The 23,765-nt window shown below is 57.8% G+C and carries 24 protein-coding genes; 1 reads left to right on the forward strand and 23 read right to left on the reverse strand.

What is annotated here, in order from left to right:
• The 15 genes from ACZ500_RS20920 to ACZ500_RS20990 all read right to left on the reverse strand — a co-directional run bounded on the left by ACZ500_RS20920 (window position 1) and on the right by ACZ500_RS20990 (window position 15,899).
• Window positions 1–372 carry a DMT family transporter gene (locus ACZ500_RS20920; RefSeq protein WP_281791813.1) on the reverse strand — a complete coding sequence of 124 codons (372 nt, stop codon included), beginning with the start codon at window positions 370–372 and terminating at the stop codon, window positions 1–3.
• Window positions 373–547: 175 nt separating this feature from the next.
• The gene (locus ACZ500_RS20925) at window positions 548–2,230 is read right to left on the reverse strand and encodes a phospholipid carrier-dependent glycosyltransferase (protein WP_464229401.1); all 1,683 of its coding nucleotides are present in this window, start codon (window positions 2,228–2,230) and stop codon (window positions 548–550) included.
• Window positions 2,227–3,150, reverse strand: a complete 924-nt coding sequence (gene arnD, locus ACZ500_RS20930; RefSeq protein ID WP_281791811.1) for a 4-deoxy-4-formamido-L-arabinose-phosphoundecaprenol deformylase — start codon at window positions 3,148–3,150, stop codon at window positions 2,227–2,229. The genes ACZ500_RS20925 and arnD overlap by 4 nt, the downstream gene beginning before the upstream one ends.
• Entirely contained in the window at window positions 3,126–5,138 is a 2,013-nt protein-coding gene (gene arnA, locus ACZ500_RS20935; RefSeq protein ID WP_464229402.1) for a bifunctional UDP-4-amino-4-deoxy-L-arabinose formyltransferase/UDP-glucuronic acid oxidase ArnA, read from the reverse strand. The genes arnD and arnA overlap by 25 nt, the downstream gene beginning before the upstream one ends.
• Window positions 5,139–5,157: 19 nt before the next feature.
• Entirely contained in the window at window positions 5,158–6,171 is a 1,014-nt protein-coding gene (locus ACZ500_RS20940) for a glycosyltransferase (RefSeq protein ID WP_281791809.1), read from the reverse strand.
• The gene (locus ACZ500_RS20945) at window positions 6,168–7,316 is read right to left on the reverse strand and encodes an aminotransferase class I/II-fold pyridoxal phosphate-dependent enzyme (RefSeq protein ID WP_464229403.1); all 1,149 of its coding nucleotides are present in this window, start codon (window positions 7,314–7,316) and stop codon (window positions 6,168–6,170) included. The genes ACZ500_RS20940 and ACZ500_RS20945 overlap by 4 nt, the downstream gene beginning before the upstream one ends.
• 152 nt (window positions 7,317–7,468) lie before the next feature.
• Complete coding sequence (locus ACZ500_RS20950) at window positions 7,469–9,535, reverse strand: bifunctional DedA family/phosphatase PAP2 family protein (protein ID WP_464229404.1); 2,067 nt, start codon at window positions 9,533–9,535, stop codon at window positions 7,469–7,471.
• Entirely contained in the window at window positions 9,532–10,740 is a 1,209-nt protein-coding gene (locus tag ACZ500_RS20955) for an MFS transporter (protein ID WP_281791806.1), read from the reverse strand. Before ACZ500_RS20955 ends, ACZ500_RS20950 begins: the two co-directional genes overlap by 4 nt.
• The gene (locus tag ACZ500_RS20960; protein ID WP_464229405.1) at window positions 10,731–11,723 is read right to left on the reverse strand and encodes an undecaprenyl-diphosphate phosphatase; all 993 of its coding nucleotides are present in this window, start codon (window positions 11,721–11,723) and stop codon (window positions 10,731–10,733) included. Before ACZ500_RS20960 ends, ACZ500_RS20955 begins: the two co-directional genes overlap by 10 nt.
• 134 nt (window positions 11,724–11,857) lie before the next feature.
• Window positions 11,858–12,481, reverse strand: a complete 624-nt coding sequence (locus tag ACZ500_RS20965; RefSeq protein WP_281791803.1) for a DedA family protein — start codon at window positions 12,479–12,481, stop codon at window positions 11,858–11,860.
• A gap of 1 nt (window position 12,482) precedes the next feature.
• Complete coding sequence (locus ACZ500_RS20970; protein ID WP_281791802.1) at window positions 12,483–13,031, reverse strand: COG1361 family protein; 549 nt, start codon at window positions 13,029–13,031, stop codon at window positions 12,483–12,485.
• Between the two features lie 132 nt (window positions 13,032–13,163).
• On the reverse strand, window positions 13,164–13,799 hold the full coding sequence (locus ACZ500_RS20975) for an ABC transporter permease (protein WP_464229406.1): 636 nt from the start codon (window positions 13,797–13,799) through the stop codon (window positions 13,164–13,166).
• Window positions 13,796–14,731, reverse strand: a complete 936-nt coding sequence (locus tag ACZ500_RS20980; protein WP_281791800.1) for an ABC transporter ATP-binding protein — start codon at window positions 14,729–14,731, stop codon at window positions 13,796–13,798. The genes ACZ500_RS20975 and ACZ500_RS20980 overlap by 4 nt, the downstream gene beginning before the upstream one ends.
• 105 nt (window positions 14,732–14,836) lie before the next feature.
• On the reverse strand, window positions 14,837–15,199 hold the full coding sequence (locus ACZ500_RS20985) for a PepSY domain-containing protein (RefSeq protein WP_281791799.1): 363 nt from the start codon (window positions 15,197–15,199) through the stop codon (window positions 14,837–14,839).
• A 184-nt stretch (window positions 15,200–15,383) separates the two neighbouring features.
• Window positions 15,384–15,899 carry a gamma-glutamylcyclotransferase family protein gene (locus ACZ500_RS20990; protein ID WP_281791798.1) on the reverse strand — a complete coding sequence of 172 codons (516 nt, stop codon included), beginning with the start codon at window positions 15,897–15,899 and terminating at the stop codon, window positions 15,384–15,386.
• An 11-nt stretch (window positions 15,900–15,910) separates the two neighbouring features.
• On the opposite strand from ACZ500_RS20990, the gene ACZ500_RS20995 reads away from it, so the two are divergent.
• Window positions 15,911–16,264, forward strand: a complete 354-nt coding sequence (locus tag ACZ500_RS20995; protein ID WP_464229407.1) for a four helix bundle protein — start codon at window positions 15,911–15,913, stop codon at window positions 16,262–16,264.
• A gap of 28 nt (window positions 16,265–16,292) precedes the next feature.
• Here the strand turns inward: ACZ500_RS20995 and ACZ500_RS21000 are convergent, their stop codons facing one another.
• The 8 genes from ACZ500_RS21000 to ACZ500_RS21035 all read right to left on the reverse strand — a co-directional run bounded on the left by ACZ500_RS21000 (window position 16,293) and on the right by ACZ500_RS21035 (window position 23,761).
• Window positions 16,293–17,072, reverse strand: coding sequence for a glucosamine 6-phosphate synthetase (locus tag ACZ500_RS21000; protein ID WP_464229408.1), 780 nt, complete (start codon window positions 17,070–17,072; stop codon window positions 16,293–16,295).
• Window positions 17,057–17,578 carry a DUF5049 domain-containing protein gene (locus ACZ500_RS21005; protein WP_464229410.1) on the reverse strand — a complete coding sequence of 174 codons (522 nt, stop codon included), beginning with the start codon at window positions 17,576–17,578 and terminating at the stop codon, window positions 17,057–17,059. The genes ACZ500_RS21000 and ACZ500_RS21005 overlap by 16 nt, the downstream gene beginning before the upstream one ends.
• Before the next feature lie 11 nt (window positions 17,579–17,589).
• On the reverse strand, window positions 17,590–18,552 hold the full coding sequence (locus ACZ500_RS21010; RefSeq protein ID WP_464229412.1) for an amidoligase family protein: 963 nt from the start codon (window positions 18,550–18,552) through the stop codon (window positions 17,590–17,592).
• A gap of 249 nt (window positions 18,553–18,801) precedes the next feature.
• The gene (locus tag ACZ500_RS21015; protein ID WP_464229414.1) at window positions 18,802–19,059 is read right to left on the reverse strand and encodes a VrlD; all 258 of its coding nucleotides are present in this window, start codon (window positions 19,057–19,059) and stop codon (window positions 18,802–18,804) included.
• Window positions 19,060–19,071: 12 nt separating this feature from the next.
• On the reverse strand, window positions 19,072–22,620 hold the full coding sequence (locus ACZ500_RS21020; protein WP_464229416.1) for a DUF4815 domain-containing protein: 3,549 nt from the start codon (window positions 22,618–22,620) through the stop codon (window positions 19,072–19,074).
• 15 nt (window positions 22,621–22,635) lie between these two features.
• On the reverse strand, window positions 22,636–23,169 hold the full coding sequence (locus ACZ500_RS21025) for a hypothetical protein (protein ID WP_011700622.1): 534 nt from the start codon (window positions 23,167–23,169) through the stop codon (window positions 22,636–22,638).
• 12 nt (window positions 23,170–23,181) lie between these two features.
• The gene (locus ACZ500_RS21030) at window positions 23,182–23,643 is read right to left on the reverse strand and encodes a hypothetical protein (RefSeq protein ID WP_464229417.1); all 462 of its coding nucleotides are present in this window, start codon (window positions 23,641–23,643) and stop codon (window positions 23,182–23,184) included.
• Complete coding sequence (locus ACZ500_RS21035) at window positions 23,630–23,761, reverse strand: hypothetical protein (RefSeq protein ID WP_011366997.1); 132 nt, start codon at window positions 23,759–23,761, stop codon at window positions 23,630–23,632. The genes ACZ500_RS21030 and ACZ500_RS21035 overlap by 14 nt, the downstream gene beginning before the upstream one ends.
• Window positions 23,762–23,765 lie beyond the last annotated feature (4 nt).

Below are 23,765 nucleotides of genomic sequence, written 5' to 3' on the forward strand. Positions count from 1 at the left end.
TCATGCTGAACGGGTAATCAGCCAAACACCAGCGCATATGACAATAATACCGGCCCAGCGGGTAGCGCCGATCCCCTCATTGAAAAACATTTGACCGGCAAAAGCCGTGACGATATAGCCGATGGAAAGTAGCGGATAGGCATAGCTGACCTCAACCCTGGAAAGCACCAGCAGCCAGACCGCCACGCTAACGACATAACACCCCAATCCGATCAATATAAAGGGGTTTAACGCCACCGCAAAAAAAATGCGGCTGCAGTTTTGCAAACCGAAGTCAAAATAGCCGATTTGACGCATTCCCTGCTTAAGGGCCAACTGAGCCGAAGCGTTGAGAAGCACTCCAAGTACAATGAGAGGAAGATATCTGGCCATGATCATCCTTTTGCTGTAACCGTTATTGCCAGTCTTACCCATACGAGCAAGACCACTTCACGACATTCACAAATAGCGCATTTCATATATAATTTCAATAAGATCAGTGAGGTGGCTAAAAACATATGACCAATAGGGCTACCGATGCCCTTCAAACCTTTGTTATGAGCCAATATCAAAATTTCCAGATAACATACCCTTCAGGACCACTCTGATCCTGGAAAACAGGCTGGGGGAGCTGATCCCGCCATCGGGCGATATGTTTCACCCTGGCAATCAGTACAGTCCTGCCCCGGTTGTTCTGAATCAAGTCGACCGCAGTTTGCATATCAAGCAATCTGCCAGCCGCATCTTTATATTTCATCCCGTAATCAAGCTCACCCGTTCCACCCAGTAAGTAAACATCGTTTCGTTTCAGATACCAGCCCACTGCCCTGATCGAATTTTTATCGGAAATGACAATATCTTTGCTATCAATACCTTGGGCGTATTGTTCCAAAATGGGTCCAGGCGATTTTACCTCTCTGGTCAAGTCCGGAATAGTAAAGTGAACAACAAAAAATAGAAGAAGCGGCGAGAGACCGAGTAAAAGTGTTTTGCTGACCGTTGTCCGGCTTCTGAAAGCCCAAACGAGAAATAGTACAAAATACGCCAAGCCATTGACGACCATCACGGCTTTCCATGCCTGGCTGTATGGTCGGAACCCGTTGAAACCAAAAAGTTGAACATACAAAAAAGCTACTAAAATCAGACTGAAGAGAATGGTGTTGACAACAATCCCCCCCTGGAACAGCCTGCTCCGCGTATCTTTCTTTAGCACATGCAACAACCCAAAAGCGATGAGAATGGCAAACGGCGGGAAACAGGGAAGTATGTAGGTTAAGAGCTTCCCGTTTGAAAAAGAGAAGAACAAAAACGGCAGCACCAGCCAACATAGACAAAATTTCAGCAACCGGCCTGCCGCCCCCTGTTCAAACAATCGGGTTTTTATTCCCGGTACGGCTGCGGGCACCATAAACACCCAGGGAAAAAACATGCCCGGTGCCGTCAGAAAGAAAAACCAGAACGACTCTTTATGTTGAGCATTGTCGGCCATAAACCGGCGGATATGTTCGTTCCAGAAAAAGAAACGCCAGAAATCAGGTTCCCGAAGGTGGATTGCGATACTCCATGGCAACGAAACCAAAATAGCGGTTAGAATCGGCAGCCAGCTCATGCGCAACAAATCGGCATACCGGCGCTGCCAAACCAGATAGGGCGCTACCGCCAAAACCGGCACGGTAAATCCGAGAAACCCCTTGGTCAGAAAGGACAGGCCGCAACTCAGACCGGCGAGAAACAGGTAACCTTTTTCTCGCCCCGACCCTGGCGGTGACTCCGTGGCAAAATAGAAAGCGGTAATGGTCGCCGTAAGAAAGAATGAGAACAAGCTGTCTAACACGGCAGTGTTTCCCACCCCGAACACCTCAAAACAGGATAAAAAAACAAGAGTGGCCAGAATAGCCGGAAAACCGCCGTCTTCATTTTCACGACGGGAAGTTCGCCATACCAATACATATATCAACAAGGCTGACAAACCCACGGATAGGGCGGAAGGGAGGCGTACGGCAAAGTTGTTTTCCCCGAACATCAGAAGTGAGCCGGCATGAACCCAATAGCCCAGCACCGGTTTTTCAAAGTAGCGCAGACCGTTAAGATGAGGCGATATCCATTCGCCGCTGGCAATCATTTCTCGGGGAATTTCTCCGTAGCGCGTTTCATCCGGAACAACCAGGTCACGCACCCCCAGGGGAAGAATGTACGCCAGTAAAAAGAATGACAGAATTAATAGAATGTAGCGTTTATTCAATGTGCTCATCGTTTGCTGACCTTATCGTGAATTTCCATGCTATCCGTGTCATCCTGGCAGGCAAGCCATCCGTCCCTGCCGGCGAGAGTACCTCTAACCATCCTTGATTTTTTTGCTTTTCCGGTTTCGCCAAGAATGTCGCCAAGAGGCACGAAGACGATATCCCGCTGTTGTGACTTGAACAAAAAATCCCGGAACAATTCCAGGCAAGCGACCCCCTCCACTTCGGCGTGGATGGTCAACACATTGAGCTGATCGGGACGAATCATATTCAAAAGGTGGTCGTTGTAAGTCTCTGGTGTGCATTGGCGGCCGACGAGCTCATCGTAAGTCGGCAGCGTGGTCGGGACCTGAACATGACGAGACGGCCGGTTGTCGATCAGCGGATAAAAAAGCGAACGACCGCGACAATCGGATTCAAATCGAAAAGGGAATTGCTCTAACGCCAATAGCGCTTCAGGTGTCACCCTCCAGGCAGGGGCCGCGAAACATTCTGGGGCGTGTCCCAGGATATCCGTCAGTAATTCGTAGCCTTTACGGATTTCAGCGATTATTGCGGCCTGATCCATCTTTTCAAGCGCCATCTGCCAGCGGTGATGGTCCCAGGCATGTAGGCCGACCTCATGCCCCGCCTCCACAACCTGACGAATCGGACCAGGACAGCGCTTACCGATCACAGCTCCGGGCCACAGGGTGCCCCGCAAAAGAATATCCCATCCATACAGACTGACCGCCCGCGTTCTGAGCATCTTGAGCAGAAAGGTGGGCCGCATCAAACGCCAAAGATGTCGACCCATATTGTCTGGCCCCACTGAAAAAAAGAAGCTGCCCCGGATTTGGTGCCGGGCCAAAAGGTCGACCAGGTTCGGAACCCCGATACGGGTGCCCCGCAACGTATCGACATCTACTCGCAGGCCGACATGGCACATGATGCCTCCGCTGCGCATTCCACCGCCGATTTAAGAAAATAATCCAGCGTTTCTTCAACGGACTGCTCAAAAGGCACGTTCGGCGTCCACCCCAAAATGCTCTGAGCCTCGCGGATCGATGGCCGCCGATGCTGAACGTCCTGATAGCCCGACCCATAATAGGCTCGGGCCTCGATTCGTTGAATTCCGCCAGCCGGAGGGAAATGATACCGAAGTGGATGACCGTCAAATTTTTCCCGAAGCATATCGGCAAGAGCGGCCATACTGTATTCGTTGTTTGGATTTCCGATATTGAAGATGCGCCCATTGCATTGGTCGTTCTTGTTTTCGATGACCCTGAAGAGACATTCGATACCGTCCCTGAAGTCGGTAAAACAACGTTTCTGCTTGCCGCCGTCCACCAGGCGAATCGGGGTGCCTTCCACCAGATTCAGGATGAATTGGGTGATCACGCGTGAGCTACCGATCCGGGCGGATGCCAGGGAGTCGAGTTTCGGGCCTACCCAATTGAAAGGTCGGAAAAGGGTGAATTGCAGCCCCTGACTCTTGCCGTATGCCCAGATCACTCGATCCAACATCTGCTTACTGCAGGAATAGATCCAACGTTGTTTATGGATGGGGCCAAGAACAAAGTTTGACCGCTGCTCGTCAAATTCATCATCTGTGCACATGCCATAGACTTCCGAGGTGGAAGGAAATATCAGCCGTTTCCCATACTTGACGCAATACCGCACGACACGCAAATTTTCTTCGAAATCCAGTTCGAATACCCGCAACGGATTGCGGACATACTCAATCGGGGTGGCAATGGCCACCAGCGGCAGGACAATATCGCATTTGCGAACATGATACTCGATCCATTCCCGCATGATCGAAATATCGCCTTCCGTGAAATGAAAATCTGGATGCCCCAACAAATGTCCGATGCCGCTCGAACACAGGTCCATTCCGTGGACCTCATAGCGGCCGCTTTCCAACAACCGCTCACTCAAGTGATTGCCGATAAAGCCGTTGACGCCAAGGATCAGGACATGCTTTTTGCGGTGTTCCTCTGTTACCGTCTCGGTTTGGCCGTTGAATCGCATGCCGACAGCCAAGTTAAGTTCCTGCGCGAGTTGCCGGCCGCTCATGTAAACGCCGTTTTCACTCTGCCCGTAGCGAACCTCCACCGCGCCGTCGCCACAGGCGATTCGCAGAGGATCTGTCGATAGTATGCCGCCTGGATAGGCCCCCGGCGCTGCTGCCGTCGTCTCAACGTCCCAAAAGATGCACTTGCGGTTTCCCAGAAAGGAAAAAGCACCTGGATAGGGGCGGGTCACCGCCCGCACCAGATTTCGAACGACTGCCGCATTTCGAGTCCAGTCGACCAACCCGTCCTGCGGTCCGCGCCCGCCAAAATAGCTTGCCAACGCTTTGTCCTGTGGAACGCGGTCAACCTCGTTTCCCCGGATTTTCGGCAACAGGACATCGAGCATTTCTCCCGCTGCACTGGCGAGCTTCGCATGCAGGGTCAAGGCCGTGTCGCTTTCTTCGATGGACACTTGCTGTTGTCCGACGATGTCACCGTCATCCGGCCGTGGCGTCATGTAATGCAGGGTCACCCCGGTTTCTTTTTCTCCATGGATCAACACCCAGTTCACCGGACAGCGGCCCCGGTAACGGGGCAGAAGCGAACCGTGAAGGTTCAGACAGCCCTTCAAGGGGACGGCGAGGATCTCCTCGCCAACCATCTTGCGGTAATAAAAAGAAAAAATGACGTTCGGCGCCAATTCCCTGATCCGTTCAACCCAGAGGGGATGGTTGATATCTTCCGGCGCATAGACCGGAATATCATTGGCGGCCGCCAATTCCGCCACTGACTCGAACCAGGTATTTTCATTCGGATCGTCCTCATGGGTAAAGACCGCCTGGATATCATAGCCATGCGCCAGAAGGGCTTTGATGCCAACGCATCCGATATTGTGATAAGCTAATACAATTGTTTTCATAAACTTCTCCTAAATAAATTCAAACTTGTCGATTTGCTCGACTTGCGACCATCGTATAGAGAGCAGAATCGGGTTGGTCGCCGCAATCATCGAGGGAGTTGCCCCGGATTTCATGGATAAAAAAGCGGGGCCTGCTGCGAACATCGTGATAGATGCGTCCGATGTATTCACCGAGAAGACCCATGCCGATAAACTGTGCCCCAATAAAGACAAAGAGCACCGCAAACAGCGTAAATATGCCCTCGGCAGCCCACTGGGAGCCGTAGGCAAATCGCAACACCATCAGAAGGACGCCGAAACCGATGCCGCTGGCCGCGATGAGCAACCCCAGCAATGAAAGTAAGCGCAGGGGAAAAGTGGACATAGAGGTGAGCAGATCGAACTGGAGCGAAATCAGTTTGAAGAGGCTGTACTTGGATTCACCGTTTTCCCGCAAGGCGTGTTTGACGGGTATTTCAGCGGTGCTGCCGGCAAAACTGTTGGCCAGGATCGGAATAAAAGTGGAGCGCTCCCGACACTGGAGCATGGCCTCGACAACCGGCCGCCGGTAAGCCCTGAGCATGCAACCGTAGTCATGCATCATTACCCCGGTGGTCTGCCGGACGAGTCGGTTGACCAGCGCCGATGCTGTGCGGCGGAATAGGGAGTCCTGCCGATTTTCGCGCACCGTGCCCACGACATCCACACCGCGATCCATTTCATCGACCAGTCTGGGGATTTCTTCGGGAGGATTCTGAAGGTCCGCATCCAGCGTGACGACGATATTGCCCTTGCTCTGCTCCAGCCCGGCAAAAACCGCCGCGTGCTGGCCGTAATTCCGGTTCAAAATCACGCCGACGACTTCAGTGTGTTGATCAGCGGCCTGGAGAATGAGATCACGGGAGCCGTCCCTGCTGCCATCATCCACCAGGATGATTTCGAAATCGCGTCCGTTTTTTTGGCAGGCGGCCAGACAGCGGTCAATAAGCTCCGGCAGATTGTCCCTTTCGTTATAGACCGGGATGACCACTGAAAGATCCGGTGTGACATTCATGCGAGCACCTCCTTGATGGCCGCAACAACCTCATCCACATCGTTCAAGGTCATGTCCGGAAACAGGGGAAGCGAAAAAATCCGATCCGAATTCCACTCTGTGTTCGGCAGTACGCCTTCGGGCAGTTGCAATGTCTCGCGGTAATATTTCTGTCTGTGCACTGCCTTAAAATGGATACCCGTACCGATATTCCGCTTTTTTAGTTCCGCCATGAAGGTTTCCCGGTCCATACCCACCCGCTTTGTGTCCAGACGGACAACAAACAGGTGCCAGGCGTGGCGCATGGGATAGGAAGGAACGGCGAGAGGCACGATTTCATCAACATTGGCTAACAATTCCCTGTAACGATGCGCCAGAAGCGCCCGTTTTTGATTGAACTCGTCCAACCGGCGTAATTGTCCTAAAGCAAGGACCGCCGCCATATCGGTCAAGTTGTACTTGAATCCAGGCTCCTGAACCTCTGCCTGCGGAGAACGCCCCTGAGTGTTGCGGTCATAGGCGTCCACGCCAAGCCCGTGAAACTTCAGCCTCCGGATATGTTCGATAAGGCCAGGGTCGTTGGAACAAAACATCCCGCCTTCGCCGCAGGTCATGTTTTTGATGGGGTGGAACGAAAATATGGCGGTTCCCCGTCGGCCGATTCGTTCTCCCCGGTATTCTGTGCCGACGGCATGGGCCGCGTCCTCGACCAACGGAATGTTGTTTGCCGAAGACAGTTGCCGCAACGGGTCCATGTCCACCGCAGCGCCTGCGAAATGCACAGGGATGATCAGTCTGGTACGTGCGGTAATGAGCGGTTCAATGGTTTTCGCCGAAACCAATAGCGTCTCGCGCTCGATATCGGCAAAAACCGGCGTGGCTCCGGCGAGTTTGATGAGATTCACTGTGGAGACCCAGGTCATGGAGGGGGTGATCACCTCATCTCCGGGGCCGATACCCAGGGCCGCCAACAAAAGATGCATGCCAGCCGTACCGGAACATAGCGCCACTGCCCCTTCAGTATTGCAGTAAGCTTTAAAGGCCTCTTCAAACTCGGCGGCCTTGGGGCCGGTGGTGATCCATCCGGAACGTAGAACTTCGGCCACCGCCTCGATTTCGGGTTCGCTGATGGACGGTTTGGAAAACGGCAGAAATGTTGTCCGCATAATCTCTTCCCTCTATCCAGGTTCAATCATTTATATGCCGGATCGGAAAGGGATCTCCTGATCCGATCCGTTGTTGGGTGGGAATGTAACAGACGAAAATGAAGAAAGGATGAAGCGGCGAGGAAAAAGGATTCCGGGTGTTTTTTATCAAATCAGTCAGTCAACACTTGGTCTGCCAACAACACACCACCGCTCCATTGTGTCCCTTGATGCTCATGGACAGTTCGCGTTTCACGATCCGCCCGATGAACCAGCCTTACTTTGAATGTGCCACCGAGTGTTTGCTCCAGCAGGTGCAACGGACGTTCATAGTTTCCGGTATCCTTTGCCATGGTTATCAAGCCCGCCAGGCTGCGCCCCTGCTGTTCCTCTATGGTCCCGACAAATAGAGGTGTATCTTTTCCGTTTATTTTGACATCGGCGGACCAGAGGCGAAGCACAAGACGCTGGACCCCTCTCCCCGTTCGAACAAGGCGCAAACGCTCCACCTTGCCGTCGTGAAGTAGCGGCAAAACCGGGAGCTGTTCAATCGGCGTGCCTGGGGCAAACATCCCAAGGAAACTTTTTGGATTCATCGGCAACGGTCGCCGCCATCCTTTACTCATGAGAAAGCGGGACAGCTCATCGGGTGATCCGGCCCACTGGACGGTGAGAGGTTGTTCTGGTTCGCCCTCCATGTCGACCCGCCAAGCTGGAAGGTCGCGCCAGACATCGGCTTGCCATGATGTGAGCGCAATGTTCCGCATGGGATGGCGCGGGGCATAAAACGCTAAGTCCTTTTCGTGCTTCTGAACCACATGCCAGCTCCCGGCAATGGCGATAACGAGGACAACCGTCGATGCCAGCAAACGCCGAGGAATCTCGTCATCAGCCCCCTTCAGCCAGGCTATTCCCATGAACGCTGTCCAGCTTGTGCCGACAAAATAGCCGCCCAGGACATCGGAAAGCCAGTGTGCGCCCAGATAAAGACGGGAAAAGCCGATAACAAAGGAGATCAAAACAACGCTTGAAAACAACCCCAAGCGCCATGCTCCGGTCAGTCTCCGGGCAAGCAGGATGGCAAGAAATCCATAAAGGATCACGCTCATGGTCGTGTGGCCGCTGGGGAAACCGTAGGCCGAAGCACCGTGGTAAATAGCCACGGGTCGCGGCAAATGAATGGCCCATTTGAGCAACTGAACCCCCAACAGGCCGCCAAGCGCAGCCAGTGCCCAGAAAGTCGCCGCCCGGCGGCAGCGTTTCACGAGCAGAACAAGCAGAACCGTGCAGAACAGGGCGATATTGACGAACGAATCACCTAACTCGGTTACCCCGACAAAGGCATTATCCACCCAGGGGGTACGAAGAGATTGAAGAAAGTGGTATACCGCTTGGTCCGCGACAACCAGCGGGTCTTTTGCCATAACATCCTGCAACACACCAAAAAAGCCCCACCCTGCTGCAAAAAGGAGCAGCGTTAAAAATGCGAACAGCAGTTCTTCTCCTTGTTTGCTGAAAATCAGGATCGAAGTAGTTCGTTTAAAAAGCCGTGGCACAGTCCCTTGATGTGGAAGTTCCGTCGTTGTCCATTGCTTCAAAACGGCAAAAACGGCTGGTCCTTTGCGGTCTAATAAAGACAGGGTTCTCGTGGATATCCAAATGAGACTCCATATCCCGGCCACGAGTATCAACACGAGCACGGCCAATCTGGTGCTGACGGTCCCCGCCAACGCCAGAGATGCTCCGAAAAAGACCCCCGGCAGGATATAAACCAAGGCCCAACCAATGGCCGAAAGAACATTGACAACGCTGAAACGCACAGGGTGCATGCCCAGCATTCCCGCCACGACCGGTATCATCGGGCGCACCGGCCCAACGAAACGACCGAAAAGAACGCTCTTGACCCCGTGGCGATGAAAAAAGGCTTCTCCCTTGTTCAGCATTCCGGGGTGGCGTGAAAACGGCCAGATATTGACCAGCTTTTCTTTGTAATGATGCCCCAACCAATAACTGACACCGTCTCCGGCAATCGCTCCGATCATGGCCATCAGAAGAACGGGAAACAGGTTCAAGCTGCCTGTGGCCACAACCGCTCCGACACCAAACATGATCACCGTACCCGGCACCAGAAGCCCCACCAATGCCAGGGATTCCGATAGTGAAATCAGGAATATCAGGCCATATGCCAACTCGGGATGATGGCTGATAAAGGTCAGCAACGTATTCAGATACGTTGTCATCGGGGCACCTCGCAAAATGGTCGCTGCCGCCACGCCTTGAGGACAATACCCATCAACGCCAGTGCGGCGAAGATCGCCCCCGCATAGAAGGTAAAGGATGCGCCGAAGCGATCCCACAACAGCCCCGCTGCGGCGCTGGCCATCAACATGGCGATGCCGCTGACCAGATTGAAAAAGCCATAGGCGGTTCCGCGCAGATCCACAGGCGCTGCGTCGGCAACCATGGTCGCCAGCAATCCCTGGGTCATCCCCATGTGAAGCCCCCACAAAGACACCCCGACGGCGACGGTAAGCCAATGGTCGTTTGCGGCCAATACCAGGTCGGCCGCGATCAGAACGATCAGGCCCAGCGACAGCAACGTGCCGTGGTTCGTTCGATCCGAGAGCCTGCCGAAAGGATAGGCTGATCCTGAATAGACGAGGTTCATGCCGACCATTACCAGGGGGACGTAGGCGACCGGAATACCTCCTTGCTGGGCGCGGAGCACAAGGAATGCTTCACTGAACCGCGCCAAGGCGAAGACCGCGCCAATACCGACGACCCACCAGTAAGCCCCGCTCAGTCGCCTGAGATTGTCGCGGCGAATCGGATTGGTGCGTTCTTCACCAACGTGCCGTTCCGGCTCGCGCACGCCGAACAGGAGCAGAGCGACAGCGATCATACCCGGGATGACAGCGACCCAAAACACGGCTCGGAAGTTGTTGGCCCAAAGCAGCATCAAGCCAACCGCCAGCAGCGGGCCGAAGAGCGCCCCGACCGTATCGAGGGATTGACGCAGGCCGAATGCCGCGCCGCGCATCTCGGGTGGAGCCAGGTCAGCCACCAGCGCATCGCGGGGAGCGCCCCGCACCCCTTTTCCCACGCGATCCAGCAGGCGGGCGGTGAAAACGATGGCGGCGGATGGCGCGATGGCAAACAACGGCTTGGTCAGCGCTCCCAAGGAGTAGCCGAAAACAACCAGTACCTTGCGTTTACCCAGATAGTCGCTGAGGGTCCCGGAAAATACTTTGACGATGAGAGCTGTGGACTCGGCCACTCCTTCGATCAGGCCGACGGCGAACGTGCTTGCTCCCAAGGTGCCGACCAGAAAAAGGGGAAGCAGGCTGTGGATCATCTCGGACGAGATGTCCATGAACATGCTCACCAGGCCGAGAGCCCAAATGCTGACGGGGATACGCTTGAATGGCGTGTTTTTCATATCCATTTCATCTTCGTCGTCAGCAGGAACACCGTCGTCGCCACGGCAATGGCCACACGATAGTAGCCAAAGATTTCCAATCCGTGCCGGGACAGGTAACTCACCATCCATTTCACGGAGATGGCTGCGGCGATGAAGGCCACCACCACGCCGACGATCAGCGAAAAATGATCGAATGTCTGCAGCATCAACTGGCCATGCTTCAGCGTGTCGTATGCCGTGGCCGCGCCAAGCGTCACGACCCCCAACAAAAAACTGTATTCGACGGCCGCCTCCATTGTCAGCCCCACCAGCAAACCGCCCACAATGGTGACCAGGCTACGACTGACACCAGGCCACATGGCGATGCATTGGGCAAAACCGATGATCAATGCCATTCGCCAAGTCATGTCGTCCAGCAAGCTGCCGGTTCGTGCTCCCTGATCCCTTGCTCGGTTGCGCCAACTCACGGCCAATATGGCGAGACCGCCGAGCAGCCATGCGGCGACAACAGGCCACGGTCCGAAGAGGTATGATTTGATCACCCTATTGAACAGCAAGCCTAAAACCGCAGCGGGCAGAAACCCGGCCACCACGTTGAACAACAGTCGGCGGCCGGTGGAATCCTTTCCCATCATCCCCCGCAAGATCTGTTTGATCCGCCCGGAATAGAGCCAAAGCACGGCCAGGATGGCTCCAGCCTGAATACAGATGGTGTAAGCGTCAACGGCTTCCTTGGTTTGTTCCCGCTGCGCTGGAGATTGACGAGGATCTTCGCCGATACCCATGATCTTTTCCGCCAGCAGCAGATGGCCCGTAGAGCTGACCGGCAAATATTCCGTGAGTCCTTCGACCACGCCCAAAACCACGGCCTGGGGGGTGGTCATTATTTTCTGTTCAACAGCAACCGCCGGATTTTCCCCAGGCGTTCCTTCAGAGCCGAGAGCTGAAAAGGAACACACCAGCAATGTCAAAGCCACGATGACGGCTGCATGCAATCTTTTCCCCATGGGCGCTATTTCTCCATGTCTTGAAAATTCATTTCATCTCCAAATAAAAAACATACGACGCTGCTAATATAGAAGGTCGAAGCTTACCTGGACATTCGCCCAAGTTTACTTTTTGGTAAACTTCAGGAGCGGTTTTACTCTGAAAGCTTCTGCTCCCGCCTTGAATGGCTCTGACTTTTACGCAAGTAAAGAAACACAGTGACACCACATGCGATCACCAGAAACAGGGTGACCCAGTGAAGGTTTTCCAATACCATCTGCTCATTGCGTCCGAAAAAATAGCCCATGCCCGCCAGCACCAACACCCATATTCCCGCGCCCAACGCCGTGGCCACGCAAAAAATGAACATATTCATGCGGGCCAGCCCCGCCGGAAGTGAAATATACTGGCGGATGCCCGGAAGCAACCGGCCGACAAAGGTGCTGATATGCCCATGACGTTCAAAAAAGCGGTCTGCATTTTCCAGGGACTTGGGGCTGACCAGCAGATACCGACCATATTTCATAAAAAACGGTCTTCCGAACTTCAGGGCGATCCAATAGTTGAAGACGGCCCCTAACAGGCTACCCAAGGTGCCGCAGAGGATGACCATTCCAATGTTCATTTCTCCACCCGCCGCAAGGTAGGCGGCCGGTGGGATGACTACCTCGCTGGGAAACGGAAAAAACGAAGACTCCAAGGCCATGAGCATCACGATTCCCGGATATCCCCATTGGCCAACGGTATCGGCCAGCCAAACGATAGCCTGGTGAAACATGTCAAAGCCTCCCGTTCCCATGACGCCGCCTTGTATTATTGAAGATCATCAGACCGATGAACAGCAAGGGTATCGCCGCCGCCACCGGCAACACCCTTCCTGCCTGAAGCACCGGCTTTTGCCTGACATGGAACTGAATGGTCGGGCTGGTGTATACTTGTCGGCCGCCACGGTCGGTAACGCTGACCACCACCCGATAATCGCCGCCCTTGATCAGCCGCATGGGCCAATCGGTCCGCAGGGTCTCTCCGGGTTTCAGGCTCGCTCCGGTGACGGCCTTGTGCGCGCTCCAGTCTTCCAGGTCAACCGGCTGTTCATTGCCTGGATCGATTTCCACCAGGCTGATCCACGCCACCAGACCTTCAATGGGGGTCCCCCCCGTGTTGGTGATGGTGCTCCAGAATTGCAGGTGGTCTCCCATGACAGGCGACGTCGGATTTTTTCCACCGGGCTGAAGGTCGAGGGCCACAGGGGCCTGAGCCGCCGCTGAAACGGACACTAACAGGAACGCTGAGAGAATAACCGGAAACAGAGTTTTCCATATTTTCATGATGGTTCCCCTTATTGAAAATTGGGATGGGCGGCACTGCGGCGGGCCGCAAGCAGGCAAAGTACCAGCCATACCGTCACAAGGATCAGTCTTGACGTCTGAGCCGAAAACGGATCGCTATCGATAATGACACTATCGAAGGTGTTGAGCGCTCCGGCAAACGGGTTGATCGCGTCCAAGATGCGTCCGACGGCAGTGCCGCGCAGACCGGGTCCGATGACCAGCGGACTTGCGGCCAGCATCAGCAATGTGACCGTACTGAGCAGGGATGCCAAAAAAGCTCCCCGTACGGGCAGACAACGCCATTGCAAGATACCCGAACCCGAGCACTACCGGGGTGCCAAAAAGGGCCAGATAGAACAGGGCCGCGCCAAGGTTTTGGCCGCTCGCGCCCACCGCCCACAGGTAAGGTGTCGCCACCGCAAACATGACTCCCCAGGCGGCCAGCATACCGACGGCCTTGCCAGCCAGCAAGGCGTCAGGAGCGACGGGCGCGCACAGCAGGGGCACCAGGGTGGCCCGCTCTTTTTCACCGGCATAGGTGTCGCTTCCCAGAATAACGGCAAGAAGCGCTCCGGCGGCCAGGACCGTCCCGGCCATCATGTAGACCACCTGGGCGTTGTCGAGCAGACTCAGTTCGGTGGTACTCACCAGGAGCAGGCTGAACGCTGACAGCAAGCCGCTGAAGGCCAGCAGCCAAAGCATGCCCCGTTGACTGCGCAGCATCTGCGCGCTTTCCTTGCGAGCAATGATCCAGATCGTATTCATAATACTGCCTCCTGAGCATGAGGCCTGTCCTGGCCGGTATGACTCATGTAAAGCTCCTCCAGACTCGACGCCTCGGAACGAATTTCCAAAATTTTCCAGTCGCGCCGCCACAATTCATGCCAAAGAGTGGACGGTCCTCCGGATGGCGCGGCCTGGACTTGAACGTACCACCAGCCGCCTTCACGTCCCGCTATGGCGACCCCGGCCGGAAGGTTTGTGGTGTCCGGCGCGGATTCCAGGCGCAGGCGGTATCGTTGACCGCCCCCCTGTTCCGCCAGCAGATCACCAAGGGAGCCTTCGAGCCGGGTGCGGCCGTTGTCGATGATCCCGATCCGGTTGCACAAACGGTCCACATCGTCCAACAGGTGGGTACACAACAGCACTCCAGCCTTTCCGTCGGAGGCGAATTCCACCAACAGGTCGTGAATCTCGCGCCTGCCCTTGGGATCGAGTCCGTTGGTGGGTTCATCCAATATCAACAGTTTGGGGCGAGATATTAAAGCCCGGGCCACGGCCAAACGCTGCTTCATTCCTCTGGAATAGGTCCCGATAGGACGGTGCGCCTCTGCACCAAGTCCCACTTTTTCCAGCATTTTTGCCACATCCTGCTTTGTGGGCGCAAAATCATACAACCCTCCGTACCATTTGAGATAATCGGGAGCGATCATCCAGTCGTAAAACCCCGCTTTTTCCGGCATCACCCCCACCGAACGGCGGATGAAAACAGCGTCGTCCGCTGGGTTACCGCCCAGAACGCTGATACGTCCACTTCCGAAAGCACGGAGGCCCAAAAGGGCAAAAATAGTGGTGGATTTGCCGGCACCATTCGGCCCCAGCAGACCATACGTGTCACCGGGACGCAGATGAAGATCAATGCCCTTGAGGATTTCCTTTCCTTCGATAGGTAACCGAAGGTTCTCGATATTAATCATGGCATAAGCCTCGCGTTGAAAATTTGACACGGCATTGCCGCCGTTGATAACAGCGCGCCCTGAACACCAATTTGACAGACGGGTGTTCAGGGCGCACTGATTAGATTAATCCTCGTCGTCCGCTTTATCCTTTTCCATGGCCAGCACCTTTCCCGAGCCGGCATCCACCTTCACCTCCATGATGGCCTTGCTGGCCGAAACCACTTCGACGTCGTAGACCAGAAAACCGTTTTCGTCCTCAAGCTCCGTTTTCAGGACTTGGCCCTGGACCGAGGCCAAGGCTCGCTCAACGGCTTGGTCAATCGAAATCTTGGCCATCGAAGGGAATTCGGCTTCGGTCTGTTTTTCGATCCGGATGGTGCCATTCTTGACTTCGGTATCGTCCGTATCGGCAAAACTTGCTCCCGCAACGGCAAGCCCGACGACCAAGGCCCCACTTCCCACAACAGCAATCCATTTCTTCTTCATGATAATACCTCCTATTATCAGGTTGTTTCGGCAGTAACATCGGCCAGACGACCAACGCCTTGCCCTGTCGGTTGACACCACTATAAAACGCCATCATGAAGAGAGCATGAACGGGAAAGCGCAAAATCGTTTCATTTGGAAATGGGTGAAGGCGCATTAACCATTCTGAAAAATCATGTTAATTTTAAAGCCTCGAATCCCAGACGCCGGAATCAAGCCGGGTGCCGTTTTCAACACGCGGTATCCAATAGGTCCAGGCTGGAATCGAGTTGCGTCCACACAGCACCGCCACCATCACCCGCTGGTACATGCTGTGTCCGCCGGGCCGAAATCCTTCCAGCCGGTCGATGGGCGGTAGGTCGCGTTGCGGGTCGGTGAAGGTCACCACTTCCCCATGGATCAGATCCCAGTCGCCGGTCGGTCGGCCGAAGCGTGGCGTGTCGATCTTCTGTTGTCTGCGGGCGTCGGCCAATGGGTCGGCGGTGCCCCGGGCCAGGATCAGCCCTTCCGGCACCTCAAGGGCCGGGAACCCGGCGTGGAGATGATAGAGCCTGCCCCAGACCACGGCTGGTTCGATGCTGCGGGCCTGGGCGCAGAAGCGTTGATGGTTCCAGTAGCCCCGTTTCAGGGTACCGTAGACGAAGAGCCGCAACAATTGCTGATTGGGGATTTCGGATTGAGGATTGATTGAAAATGTCATATGTTACCTCCATGGATGCTGATGAGTTCAAAAACAGAACCAAGACTTTCGCGATCAGGGTGATCCGGTTGGTGGAAGCGTTGCCGAAGAACCAGACCGCGAAAGTGATCGGAAACCAATTGCTCCGCTGTGGTACTTCGGTTGGCGCGAACTATCGCGCCTCCTGTCGCGCCAAGTCCCCCGCCGACTTCATCGCTAAAATGGCCATCGTCGAGGAAGAATGCGATGAATCCATCTACTGGATGGAGTTGATCGCCGATGCCGGTTTAATGAACGAGAAGCGCTTGACCGATCTGAAAAACGAAGCAAATGAAATCCTTTCCATGGTCGTCGCCTCCATAAAAACCGCCCGCTCCCGCAAATAATCCGCAGTCCGCAATCCAAAATCATCAATCAACCCGTCCCTTTGCGCTCCTGGGGTATGAAGCGGAATTTGCTGTTTTCGATGGCCCGCACATCCTCGTGGCGGATGGTGAGCATGGTCATGGGCGGCACCTCCAGCTCGCGCCAGCCCTTCTCGTTGTCCACGGCAAAGTCGATGAAAGCGGCCTCCGAGGCGTAAAGCACTACCCGGTGCTGGCAGTGGATGCGCAGGCAAAGCGGCTTGTTGCCCTTGAGCACGGTGATGGTGCCGGGGTCGAGCCGTGAGGCCAGCACGGCGCTCATCTGGCCACGACAGAGGGCAAGCGCCTTCTTCAGTCCCTCCTGGTCGATGGGTCCTTCGGGCGCGAAGCGGTCGGCCAGGCGGAAGATCAGCTCGCTATCCACCTCGGCGTAGCGCGGCAGGCCGAGACGGCGGAACAGATAATCGGCGTTGTAGATGGTGCCGTTGTGGGTGCCGATGACAATCCCGGCCCGGATGGGATGGTTGTTGCGGTTGTTGAGCTCGTTGCCTCGGGTGCGCCAACGGGTGTGGCCCATGAGGATGGTGGTCTCGTTGTCGACCTGCCCGAGCAGTTCCTGGAACGGCTTCTCGTAGACCAGCTCGTGCGCCCGCATCGGCCGTTTGAAGATGCGGTGGCTGCCGTCGGTCTTGAGCCAGGCCAGACCGGACGCGTGCGGGCCGCGCTCCTCGCTGTGCAGCAGCATGCGGATGAAGACCTCGCGCAGGTAATCCCGCTCGTCGGGCCGTCTGCGCTTGCGGCCGAAGATGATGCCTACTTGTCCGCACATGGAGCCGGGTCCTCCTTGCCGCCGAAGTTCTTTCCGAGCGGTCTCGTCCCTTCGAGAACGAAGGCTGCGTATTCCCGCCGGTGGTCAGCCAGCCACTCGGCCACCTCCGGGTAGCCCATCTCGGCGGTCAGCCGGGTCACCTCCGGGTGGTCGAGCATGTTGGTGCGCCCGGAGAGCCGCACCGTCTCCAGGGCTTCGAGGAAGCGTTCCGGCCAGGGATCGCTGGCCTTGTCGTCGGGCAGGAACTCAATCAGGCCGTGCCGCGCCAGACGGGTGAGAAACTCGGCGGCCGCAGCGGCGGCGTCCTCCGGCAATGGCCGGGTCGGCCCGCCTTCAATGCCGGAGAGCACCTCGGTCATGTAGTCCCGGGGCGCTCGGCTGGCGGTGAACGGCGTCTGGCCGCGCATCAGCTCGACAACTTCGTGGCAGTCGGCGGCCTGGATGGTTTCCCCGCTGCCGGGGATCGGTTCGCCGTCCAGCGTGGTGGAGCGGATCAGAATCTTCATTGGGCACCTCCTTAAACAGTGAGGCCGGGAACTTGCCCGGCCTCGTTGGTGAGAGTGGTGGTTTTGGTCTCAATCGGAAGGACGTCCTCCGGTTTGGGCCGTCCGTTCTTAAAGGCGGCGTCACCGGGCATGTTGGCCATCAGATGCTTGCGGGCGGTCTTGAACTCATCGCCGATCAGGCCGAGGTGGAGCAGGAAGACCCGGAAGTCGTACTTGGCGCTTTGTGGGTCGAAGTCCCGCTTGCGGCTGGAGGCGGCCCGGCCGTTGAGCGCCTTGGCGGCGACGGCGAGGCAGAATTGCAGGTAGGCCTTGATCCGCCCCGCGTGGAGGGTCGCCTCGAACCAGCGGAACTCCACCGTGCCCCGGTACCAGACGTTGTGCAGGTTGACCCCGTGGTAGCGGCTGTTGTCGTAGTGCTGGGGCTGGCGGTTGTGGTAGCCGTACCAGATGCGGTTGAGCTGGTCCTTGGTGCGCGGGCGATGCTGTTCGATGCGCTGGATCAGCTCGTCGCTGACCGGCCGGGTGTAGCGGTTGAGCCGGTCGCGGCTGATGCCGAGGGCGTGGAGGATCAGCGGTTCCTGCTTGTAGATGATCTTGGCCAGGTTACCCAGGTGCCTGCCGTCGAAGGGCGCGGCGTCGATATGGATGTGGATGCCGCACTGGCTGTTGATCTTGCCCCCGGCGCGACGGATTGCCCGGACCACCTCCTGCAGTTGCGGGATGTCGTCGTAACCGAGCACCGGGCTGACCACCTCGGCCCGCAGATGGGCCGGGACGCTGGTCAGGGAGGCGTCCCCCACCACCTTCCAGACGCGGCCGCGCAGGTCCTCGATCTCCCAGGGGTCATAGCTGCTGGGGATGCCGACATGGCGGACCGTGCCGCCCACCACCGAGTGGACGGCCCAGGCGATCTGTTCCCGGGTGCGTTTTACGGTCTCGATCTCGATCCCGTAGTGGATCTCTTTCAGGTTCATGCGTGCCTCCGTCGTTCGTGGCGCTTATAAGTCGTTGTCTGGCAAGGCTTTTTAGCCTCTGCTTACACCATGAATGAATGCTTCTTTCCGGACACAAATCAAGTAGAAGAACAGCCGAAGCCGACATTTAACACGTTTATTTTCAATGACTTGCGAACTTGGCCGGATTGGGCGGCGCACAGGCGGCAGAAACCCCGGAACGGGCTGGCCGTACCCGGGGTTTCTGGGTTGGCGGTGGCAGTGAGCCGGTCAGCCGGAGGCGGTATCAGAGGTGATCAGGCTGGCGTGCAGCTCGATGTTGCGCGACTCGTCGGCCCGCATCCGCGCCAGCAGCGCCGTGAAGGCCTCCGCTTCGGCGGTCGGGAGCTTTGATGCCCGTTCCAGCCGCGCCAGGCGCTGGTGCAGATTCTCCAGCAGGCCCAGGGCGTGGTCGCGGATCAGTCCGTCGCGCTTCTCCTGTGGCGTGGGGATGAACTCGGTCAGGCCGCCTTTGCGTCGAACGATCATGGCCGTACCTCCTTAGCTCAGGGTCGCGCCCAGCGAATGGATGCGCGGGTAGATCAGCGCCGTGCCGGTCATCTCGGCCTTGTAACGGACCTTGTTGCCGGTGTTGTCGGTGAAGGTGCGCACCAGGGTGTACTCGGTCCAGTTCTCGTCGATGGGCCGGGTGTCCTGGATGGTCATCGCCTCCCAGGTCAGGCCGCCGTCGTTGCTGGCGAACCATTGCAGGGTGGTGCCGCTGGGAATTTGCATCTGCACATAGGCCTTGGTCGATTCCACCCCCTGGGTCAGCTCGTTCTCGCGGGTCAGGTAGGCCCCGGTGGTCTTGTTGAGGTAGCCCACCAGGTTGACGTCGCGGAAGTTGATGGCCGGGGTGTCATTGGCAAGCGAGCTGCTCAGGCGCACGCGGATCTGAACCCGGGTGGCGAGGTTGGGTAGCCGTTCCTCCTCGGCGGGAACCATGGCGTCCCAGGTCACGCCGCCGTCGGTGGAGTATTCCCAGTCGAGGCCGGTGCCCTGGGGGATGGCCGAGTATTCGTCGAGGTTGATGTCGGAGAACTGCACGCCGGTGATCGGCTGGAAGCGGATCATCCCCTCGGACTGGAAGTTGTAACCGTAGATCTTCATCGCCAGGTCGGAGCCGTTGAGCGGCGTCCAGGTCTCGGCGTTGGAGCTCTCCAGCAGCACGCCTTCCATGTAGGTCTGCCGGGTGATGATGCCCCAGCGGCCCATCTTGCCGAGGGTGGCGGTGCGCACCTTGTAATTGGTGCTGTTGGTCAGCAGCACCACGGAATAGCTGGTGTTGGCCTCGGCGTAGAACGGGTCGTCGAAGCGAATACGGGTCTCGCCGCTCAGACTGATCTCGTTCGGGGCCAGCACCTTCTCGGCGAACACCACACCGTTGGGCAGACCGGTGGTGACGCCGCGAATCTGCACCGTGACCGGAATGCTCGGGTCCCGGGCGGTGAACTGCAGACCGATGCTGGAGATCACCTGGTTTTGGGTGAAGCTGAAGGTCTGGGCCAGCGGGTCACGGGGCACGAAGATGGTCTGGGTGCGCCAGACCACCTGCACCACGGGCACGCGGATGATGCGGTTTTCGATGATGCGCTCGATGCGGGTGATGACCAGCGGATCGTTGATCTGCAGGCTGGCCCGGGCCGAGTAGACGCCGTCGGCCATCTCCACGATGCGGTTGCCGTTGCGGGCGTTGGTCGGAATGGTGAAGGAGGCGCTGACCCGACCGGCCTCGTCGCTGATCAGGTTGCTGGCCATCACCTGGCCGTCGCAGCGCAGCACGATGCCGGATTTGCTGGGCGTAAAGTTGATGCCGGTGACGGCGATGCCGGTCTGGCCGCGCCGCCCGAGGTTGGGCGTGATCTGCAGCATGGCCGGGGGCTTGTCGAAAACCGCGTAGGGGTTAATGTTGCGCTCCTCGGACCAGTCGTTCTGTTCAACGAGCACGGTCTCGTTGCCCGGCAGCAGCGCCAGACTGCCGAAGAAGCTGGCATTGCTGCCCGCCTGATCGACCGAGAGCACCGTGGAGTGCGGAATGCGGTCCGGCGCGACGAAACGGGCGATCTCGTTGACCCGGGCGTCCCATTCGGCGTGGTAGATGTCCGACTGAGCGGTGTTCGAGAAGTCGTCCGAGTAGATGCCTTTCTTGGTCTGGGCGTCCCGGTTCTGCAGCTCGTTGTTCATCTGGTACTGGGCGTCGTTGTACTTCAGGTCCTCGACGTCCTGGATGATGTCGTGAATCTGGTCCATGGTGATGCGAGTCAGGCCGAAGTTGCGGATCTCCATGTCGGTGGAATTGGGCGGGCAGTCGATGCTGCACAGCCCCAGGGCGTTTTCCGGCACGATGGGCAGCTTCGGAAAATCCGCCGGAGCCCCTTCCAGCCGCTTGATCTCGGTGGTGGTGGCGTAAACGATGTCGCGGCGGCCGAGGTAATAGTCGTAATCCAGGCTGCAGTTGGAGCCGTTCACCGGCTGGTCGCCGAGGCTGCCGCGCCCGAAGTTGATCACGTTGAGGTTACCCAGCTCGAGCTGCACCGGCGACATGGTGAGTCCGGCCGTGTTGGTGGCCGGAGGCGAAGCAGTTCCGATCTCCTCGACGCCGTCGTCCACATAGGAAAGCGCCTCGCTGCCCAGTTCCATCAGGCGCTTGTAGTCGGTGCGTGCGCCGTTGGTGGCTGCCCGGTAGACGCGATAGCCGGTCGCGCCGCTGACCGGCAGCCAGGAAAGCTTGTTCATCTCCCTGGCGGCGGTGGCCCGGGCGATGACCGCAGCGGCGTTGAAGGCCGTCTCGCCGGTGGCGTTGTAGGCGGTCACCAGATAGAAATAGTTTCCGGCCACCGGATGGTTGGCCTGTCCGAACCAGCCGCTGTCCACGTAGTCGGTGCCCTTGACCATCTGCTTGGTGTAGGTCCAGCGCACCGTGTAGGTGGTGCCGATGGCCGGTTCGTTGCCGGAGCCGAGCCAGTCGACATGGTTGCCCGACTGCTGCCAGTCCACGCCCTCCTGGAAGATGGTCGCCCCCTGGCTGACCTCGAGGATGTCCACCACGGGATTGGGGTCGAGCAGGTCTTCGCCCCCGCCCACCGAGCCGCGAGTGACGTTGCGGGTGATCTCGACGATGGCCTCCACCTGGGTCGTCTCCTTGAGCGGCGTGGAGTTGACCGGATAGCGGCGCTTGTTGATGTCGAAGGTTTTCTGCTCACCGCGCACCGACTTGGTGGCGATGGATTTGGGCACCAGGGTCGAGGTGGGCAGATCGCGCTGATGCCGGAAACCCTGGATGTAGGCGCGTCCGGCGTTGGTGATCGCCTCCACGCTGTCGTCGTCGACACCGCCGATGAAGGTGTCGAAGCCCCGCACCAGATAGCTTCCGGCCTGGTCGAAGGTGCGCTCGGCCAGATTCTGAATCAGGGAATTGAGCCCCTCGGCGGCGGCGAAGGAGAGCTGGTCCTCGGTGATCGAGGAGACGGTGATCCGGCTGCCCGGCAGCGTGCCCAGCAGATCCCGCAGGTAGAGGTTGGACTTCTCCTGCACCGTGGGCGTGACATCGCCGCTCTCGCGGTCGAACTTGTAGATCGGGATCACCCGGCGTTCGGCCACGTTGTTGGGCAGCGTCTGGCCGCTGGTATCCGTCGCCTTGAGGGAGAGTACCCATTTCTCCCGCTCGGCGGTGGGCTCGCCGGTGGCGGGATTGATCAGGGCCGGGTCCTGGGTGTAGCCGTAGTTGTACTTCAGCAGCTCCACGTAAACGTAATCGGCTCCGCTGGTGGTGGCCGGATCATAGGTCAGGGTCGCGCCGCTCACCTGTTCCAGATGGCCGTCGATGTAGACCACGCCCGGGGCCAGGGTCAGGACGTTGGCGGCCGCGCTGACCTCCAGACCCATGATGATGGAGCCTTCCTTGAACAGGATGTCGGCGATCTTGCGCCGCTCCAGGTTGATGATGTCCTGCTGCTCGTTGAGTTCGGAATCCAGCAGGTCGCGATCCTGATGGTAGCGGATGCGCTTGTAGTTCTTGGTCGGGTCGAATGTCTCGCGTGAGATGCTCATGTTTGAATCCTCCAGTTAGATCTTGATGATCCCGACCAGCTCCACGCGGGTGTCGGAAATCTTGTTGAAGTCGGGAATGTTTTTCACCTCGTACAGGTAGCCCGGGCGCAGCACCTCGCCGGTCGGGTTGGTGTCCTGATGGAACACGCCGCCCATGGCGAGATCCCCGGTGACGCTTTGCACGTACTGCACGTCGCCGCCGAAGAAGCCGTATTCGCGGATGGTGATGCCGTTGGCCTCTGCCTCGTCAAAGCGGAAGAAGATGCCGATGGTGTTGGTCTCCTCGCCGGTTTCGAGGTAGCGCACGCCGTTGACCAGCAGCGCCCCTTCGGCGTCCTCCTTGAGGAAAGTCCGCTTGTAGTAGCGCTTGCGGGCGCGTTCGTTTCTGAGCCCGGTCTGACCGATGTCCGGCGCGGGCGGATTCTGCGGGTCGGTAAAGCTGGCATCCCCGTCGCCGATGGCGCAGTGGGTGATGCCGTCCACGGCCTGGCCGAGGAGGAGTTTGGCCGTCAGTATCCGGCCGGTTTTGACGATGAGTCCCAGTGCCATTGCTGTTCTCCTTTAGGTCTGAATTTCGTGGTCTTGATCGATGAGCACCGCGAACAGGATCTGGCGCGTGTCGGCCAGCAGCCCGGCCGGGATCGCGATGCGCTGAACGGTGTCGGATCGGCTGACGTGTGCGCCGGACGTCCGGACGCTGGTGTCGATGCTCCGCAGCCAGGGGCGCATCACCCGTACCGCCGCGTCGGTATCGACGCCCAGGCGGCCATGGACGACGAGCCACAGGTCGACGCTCCGGTTCAGGCGGTTGTTCACGCGAAGTGCGAGGTCGGATCGACGTTCAAGCCGATGGGCGACCCGCACCGCGCTGTCGGCCCGGACCATCACCGTGCGCCTGGCCGGTACCCCGGAAAACAGCTCGAAGAGCGCTCCGGGTTGCGCCACGCCGATGGCGAGCAGTTCCGGCCGCCGGATGCCTCTGCGGGTGGTGATGGATGCCAGTTGTCCCTTATGCACGGCCACGGCGAATCCTCCCGCTGAGCTTGAGCGCCTGGCCACGGTTCATGGACAGGAGCGTTTCCGGGCGACGCTGACCGGTGATCGTGGTGATGGTTTTGAGCTTTCCGCTATGCGTTGCCATGGCG

The organism is Desulfatiglans parachlorophenolica (assembly GCF_055394735.1).

What these genes read in the sequence shown, in the direction of transcription:
- ACZ500_RS20995 (WP_464229407.1), top strand. Translation starts at nt 15,911, where the DNA reads ATGGATGCTGATGAGTTCAAAAACAGAACCAAGACTTTCGCGATCAGG.
- arnA (WP_464229402.1), bottom strand. Translation starts at nt 5,138, where the DNA reads ATGAAAACAATTGTATTAGCTTATCACAATATCGGATGCGTTGGCATC.
- ACZ500_RS20920 (WP_281791813.1), bottom strand. Translation starts at nt 372, where the DNA reads ATGGCCAGATATCTTCCTCTCATTGTACTTGGAGTGCTTCTCAACGCT.
- ACZ500_RS21000 (WP_464229408.1), bottom strand. Translation starts at nt 17,072, where the DNA reads ATGTGCGGACAAGTAGGCATCATCTTCGGCCGCAAGCGCAGACGGCCC.
- ACZ500_RS20925 (WP_464229401.1), bottom strand. Translation starts at nt 2,230, where the DNA reads ATGAGCACATTGAATAAACGCTACATTCTATTAATTCTGTCATTCTTT.
- ACZ500_RS21025 (WP_011700622.1), bottom strand. Translation starts at nt 23,169, where the DNA reads ATGGCACTGGGACTCATCGTCAAAACCGGCCGGATACTGACGGCCAAA.
- ACZ500_RS20940 (WP_281791809.1), bottom strand. Translation starts at nt 6,171, where the DNA reads ATGAATGTCACACCGGATCTTTCAGTGGTCATCCCGGTCTATAACGAA.
- ACZ500_RS21005 (WP_464229410.1), bottom strand. Translation starts at nt 17,578, where the DNA reads ATGAAGATTCTGATCCGCTCCACCACGCTGGACGGCGAACCGATCCCC.
- ACZ500_RS21015 (WP_464229414.1), bottom strand. Translation starts at nt 19,059, where the DNA reads ATGATCGTTCGACGCAAAGGCGGCCTGACCGAGTTCATCCCCACGCCA.
- ACZ500_RS20980 (WP_281791800.1), bottom strand. Translation starts at nt 14,731, where the DNA reads ATGATTAATATCGAGAACCTTCGGTTACCTATCGAAGGAAAGGAAATC.
- ACZ500_RS20985 (WP_281791799.1), bottom strand. Translation starts at nt 15,199, where the DNA reads ATGAAGAAGAAATGGATTGCTGTTGTGGGAAGTGGGGCCTTGGTCGTC.
- ACZ500_RS20950 (WP_464229404.1), bottom strand. Translation starts at nt 9,535, where the DNA reads ATGACAACGTATCTGAATACGTTGCTGACCTTTATCAGCCATCATCCC.
- arnD (WP_281791811.1), bottom strand. Translation starts at nt 3,150, where the DNA reads ATGTGCCATGTCGGCCTGCGAGTAGATGTCGATACGTTGCGGGGCACC.
- ACZ500_RS20990 (WP_281791798.1), bottom strand. Translation starts at nt 15,899, where the DNA reads ATGACATTTTCAATCAATCCTCAATCCGAAATCCCCAATCAGCAATTG.
- ACZ500_RS21035 (WP_011366997.1), bottom strand. Translation starts at nt 23,761, where the DNA reads ATGGCAACGCATAGCGGAAAGCTCAAAACCATCACCACGATCACCGGT.
- ACZ500_RS20945 (WP_464229403.1), bottom strand. Translation starts at nt 7,316, where the DNA reads ATGCGGACAACATTTCTGCCGTTTTCCAAACCGTCCATCAGCGAACCC.
- ACZ500_RS20960 (WP_464229405.1), bottom strand. Translation starts at nt 11,723, where the DNA reads ATGGGGAAAAGATTGCATGCAGCCGTCATCGTGGCTTTGACATTGCTG.
- ACZ500_RS20965 (WP_281791803.1), bottom strand. Translation starts at nt 12,481, where the DNA reads ATGTTTCACCAGGCTATCGTTTGGCTGGCCGATACCGTTGGCCAATGG.
- ACZ500_RS20975 (WP_464229406.1), bottom strand. Translation starts at nt 13,799, where the DNA reads ATGAATACGATCTGGATCATTGCTCGCAAGGAAAGCGCGCAGATGCTG.
- ACZ500_RS20970 (WP_281791802.1), bottom strand. Translation starts at nt 13,031, where the DNA reads ATGAAAATATGGAAAACTCTGTTTCCGGTTATTCTCTCAGCGTTCCTG.
- ACZ500_RS21010 (WP_464229412.1), bottom strand. Translation starts at nt 18,552, where the DNA reads ATGAACCTGAAAGAGATCCACTACGGGATCGAGATCGAGACCGTAAAA.
- ACZ500_RS21020 (WP_464229416.1), bottom strand. Translation starts at nt 22,620, where the DNA reads ATGAGCATCTCACGCGAGACATTCGACCCGACCAAGAACTACAAGCGC.
- ACZ500_RS20955 (WP_281791806.1), bottom strand. Translation starts at nt 10,740, where the DNA reads ATGGATATGAAAAACACGCCATTCAAGCGTATCCCCGTCAGCATTTGG.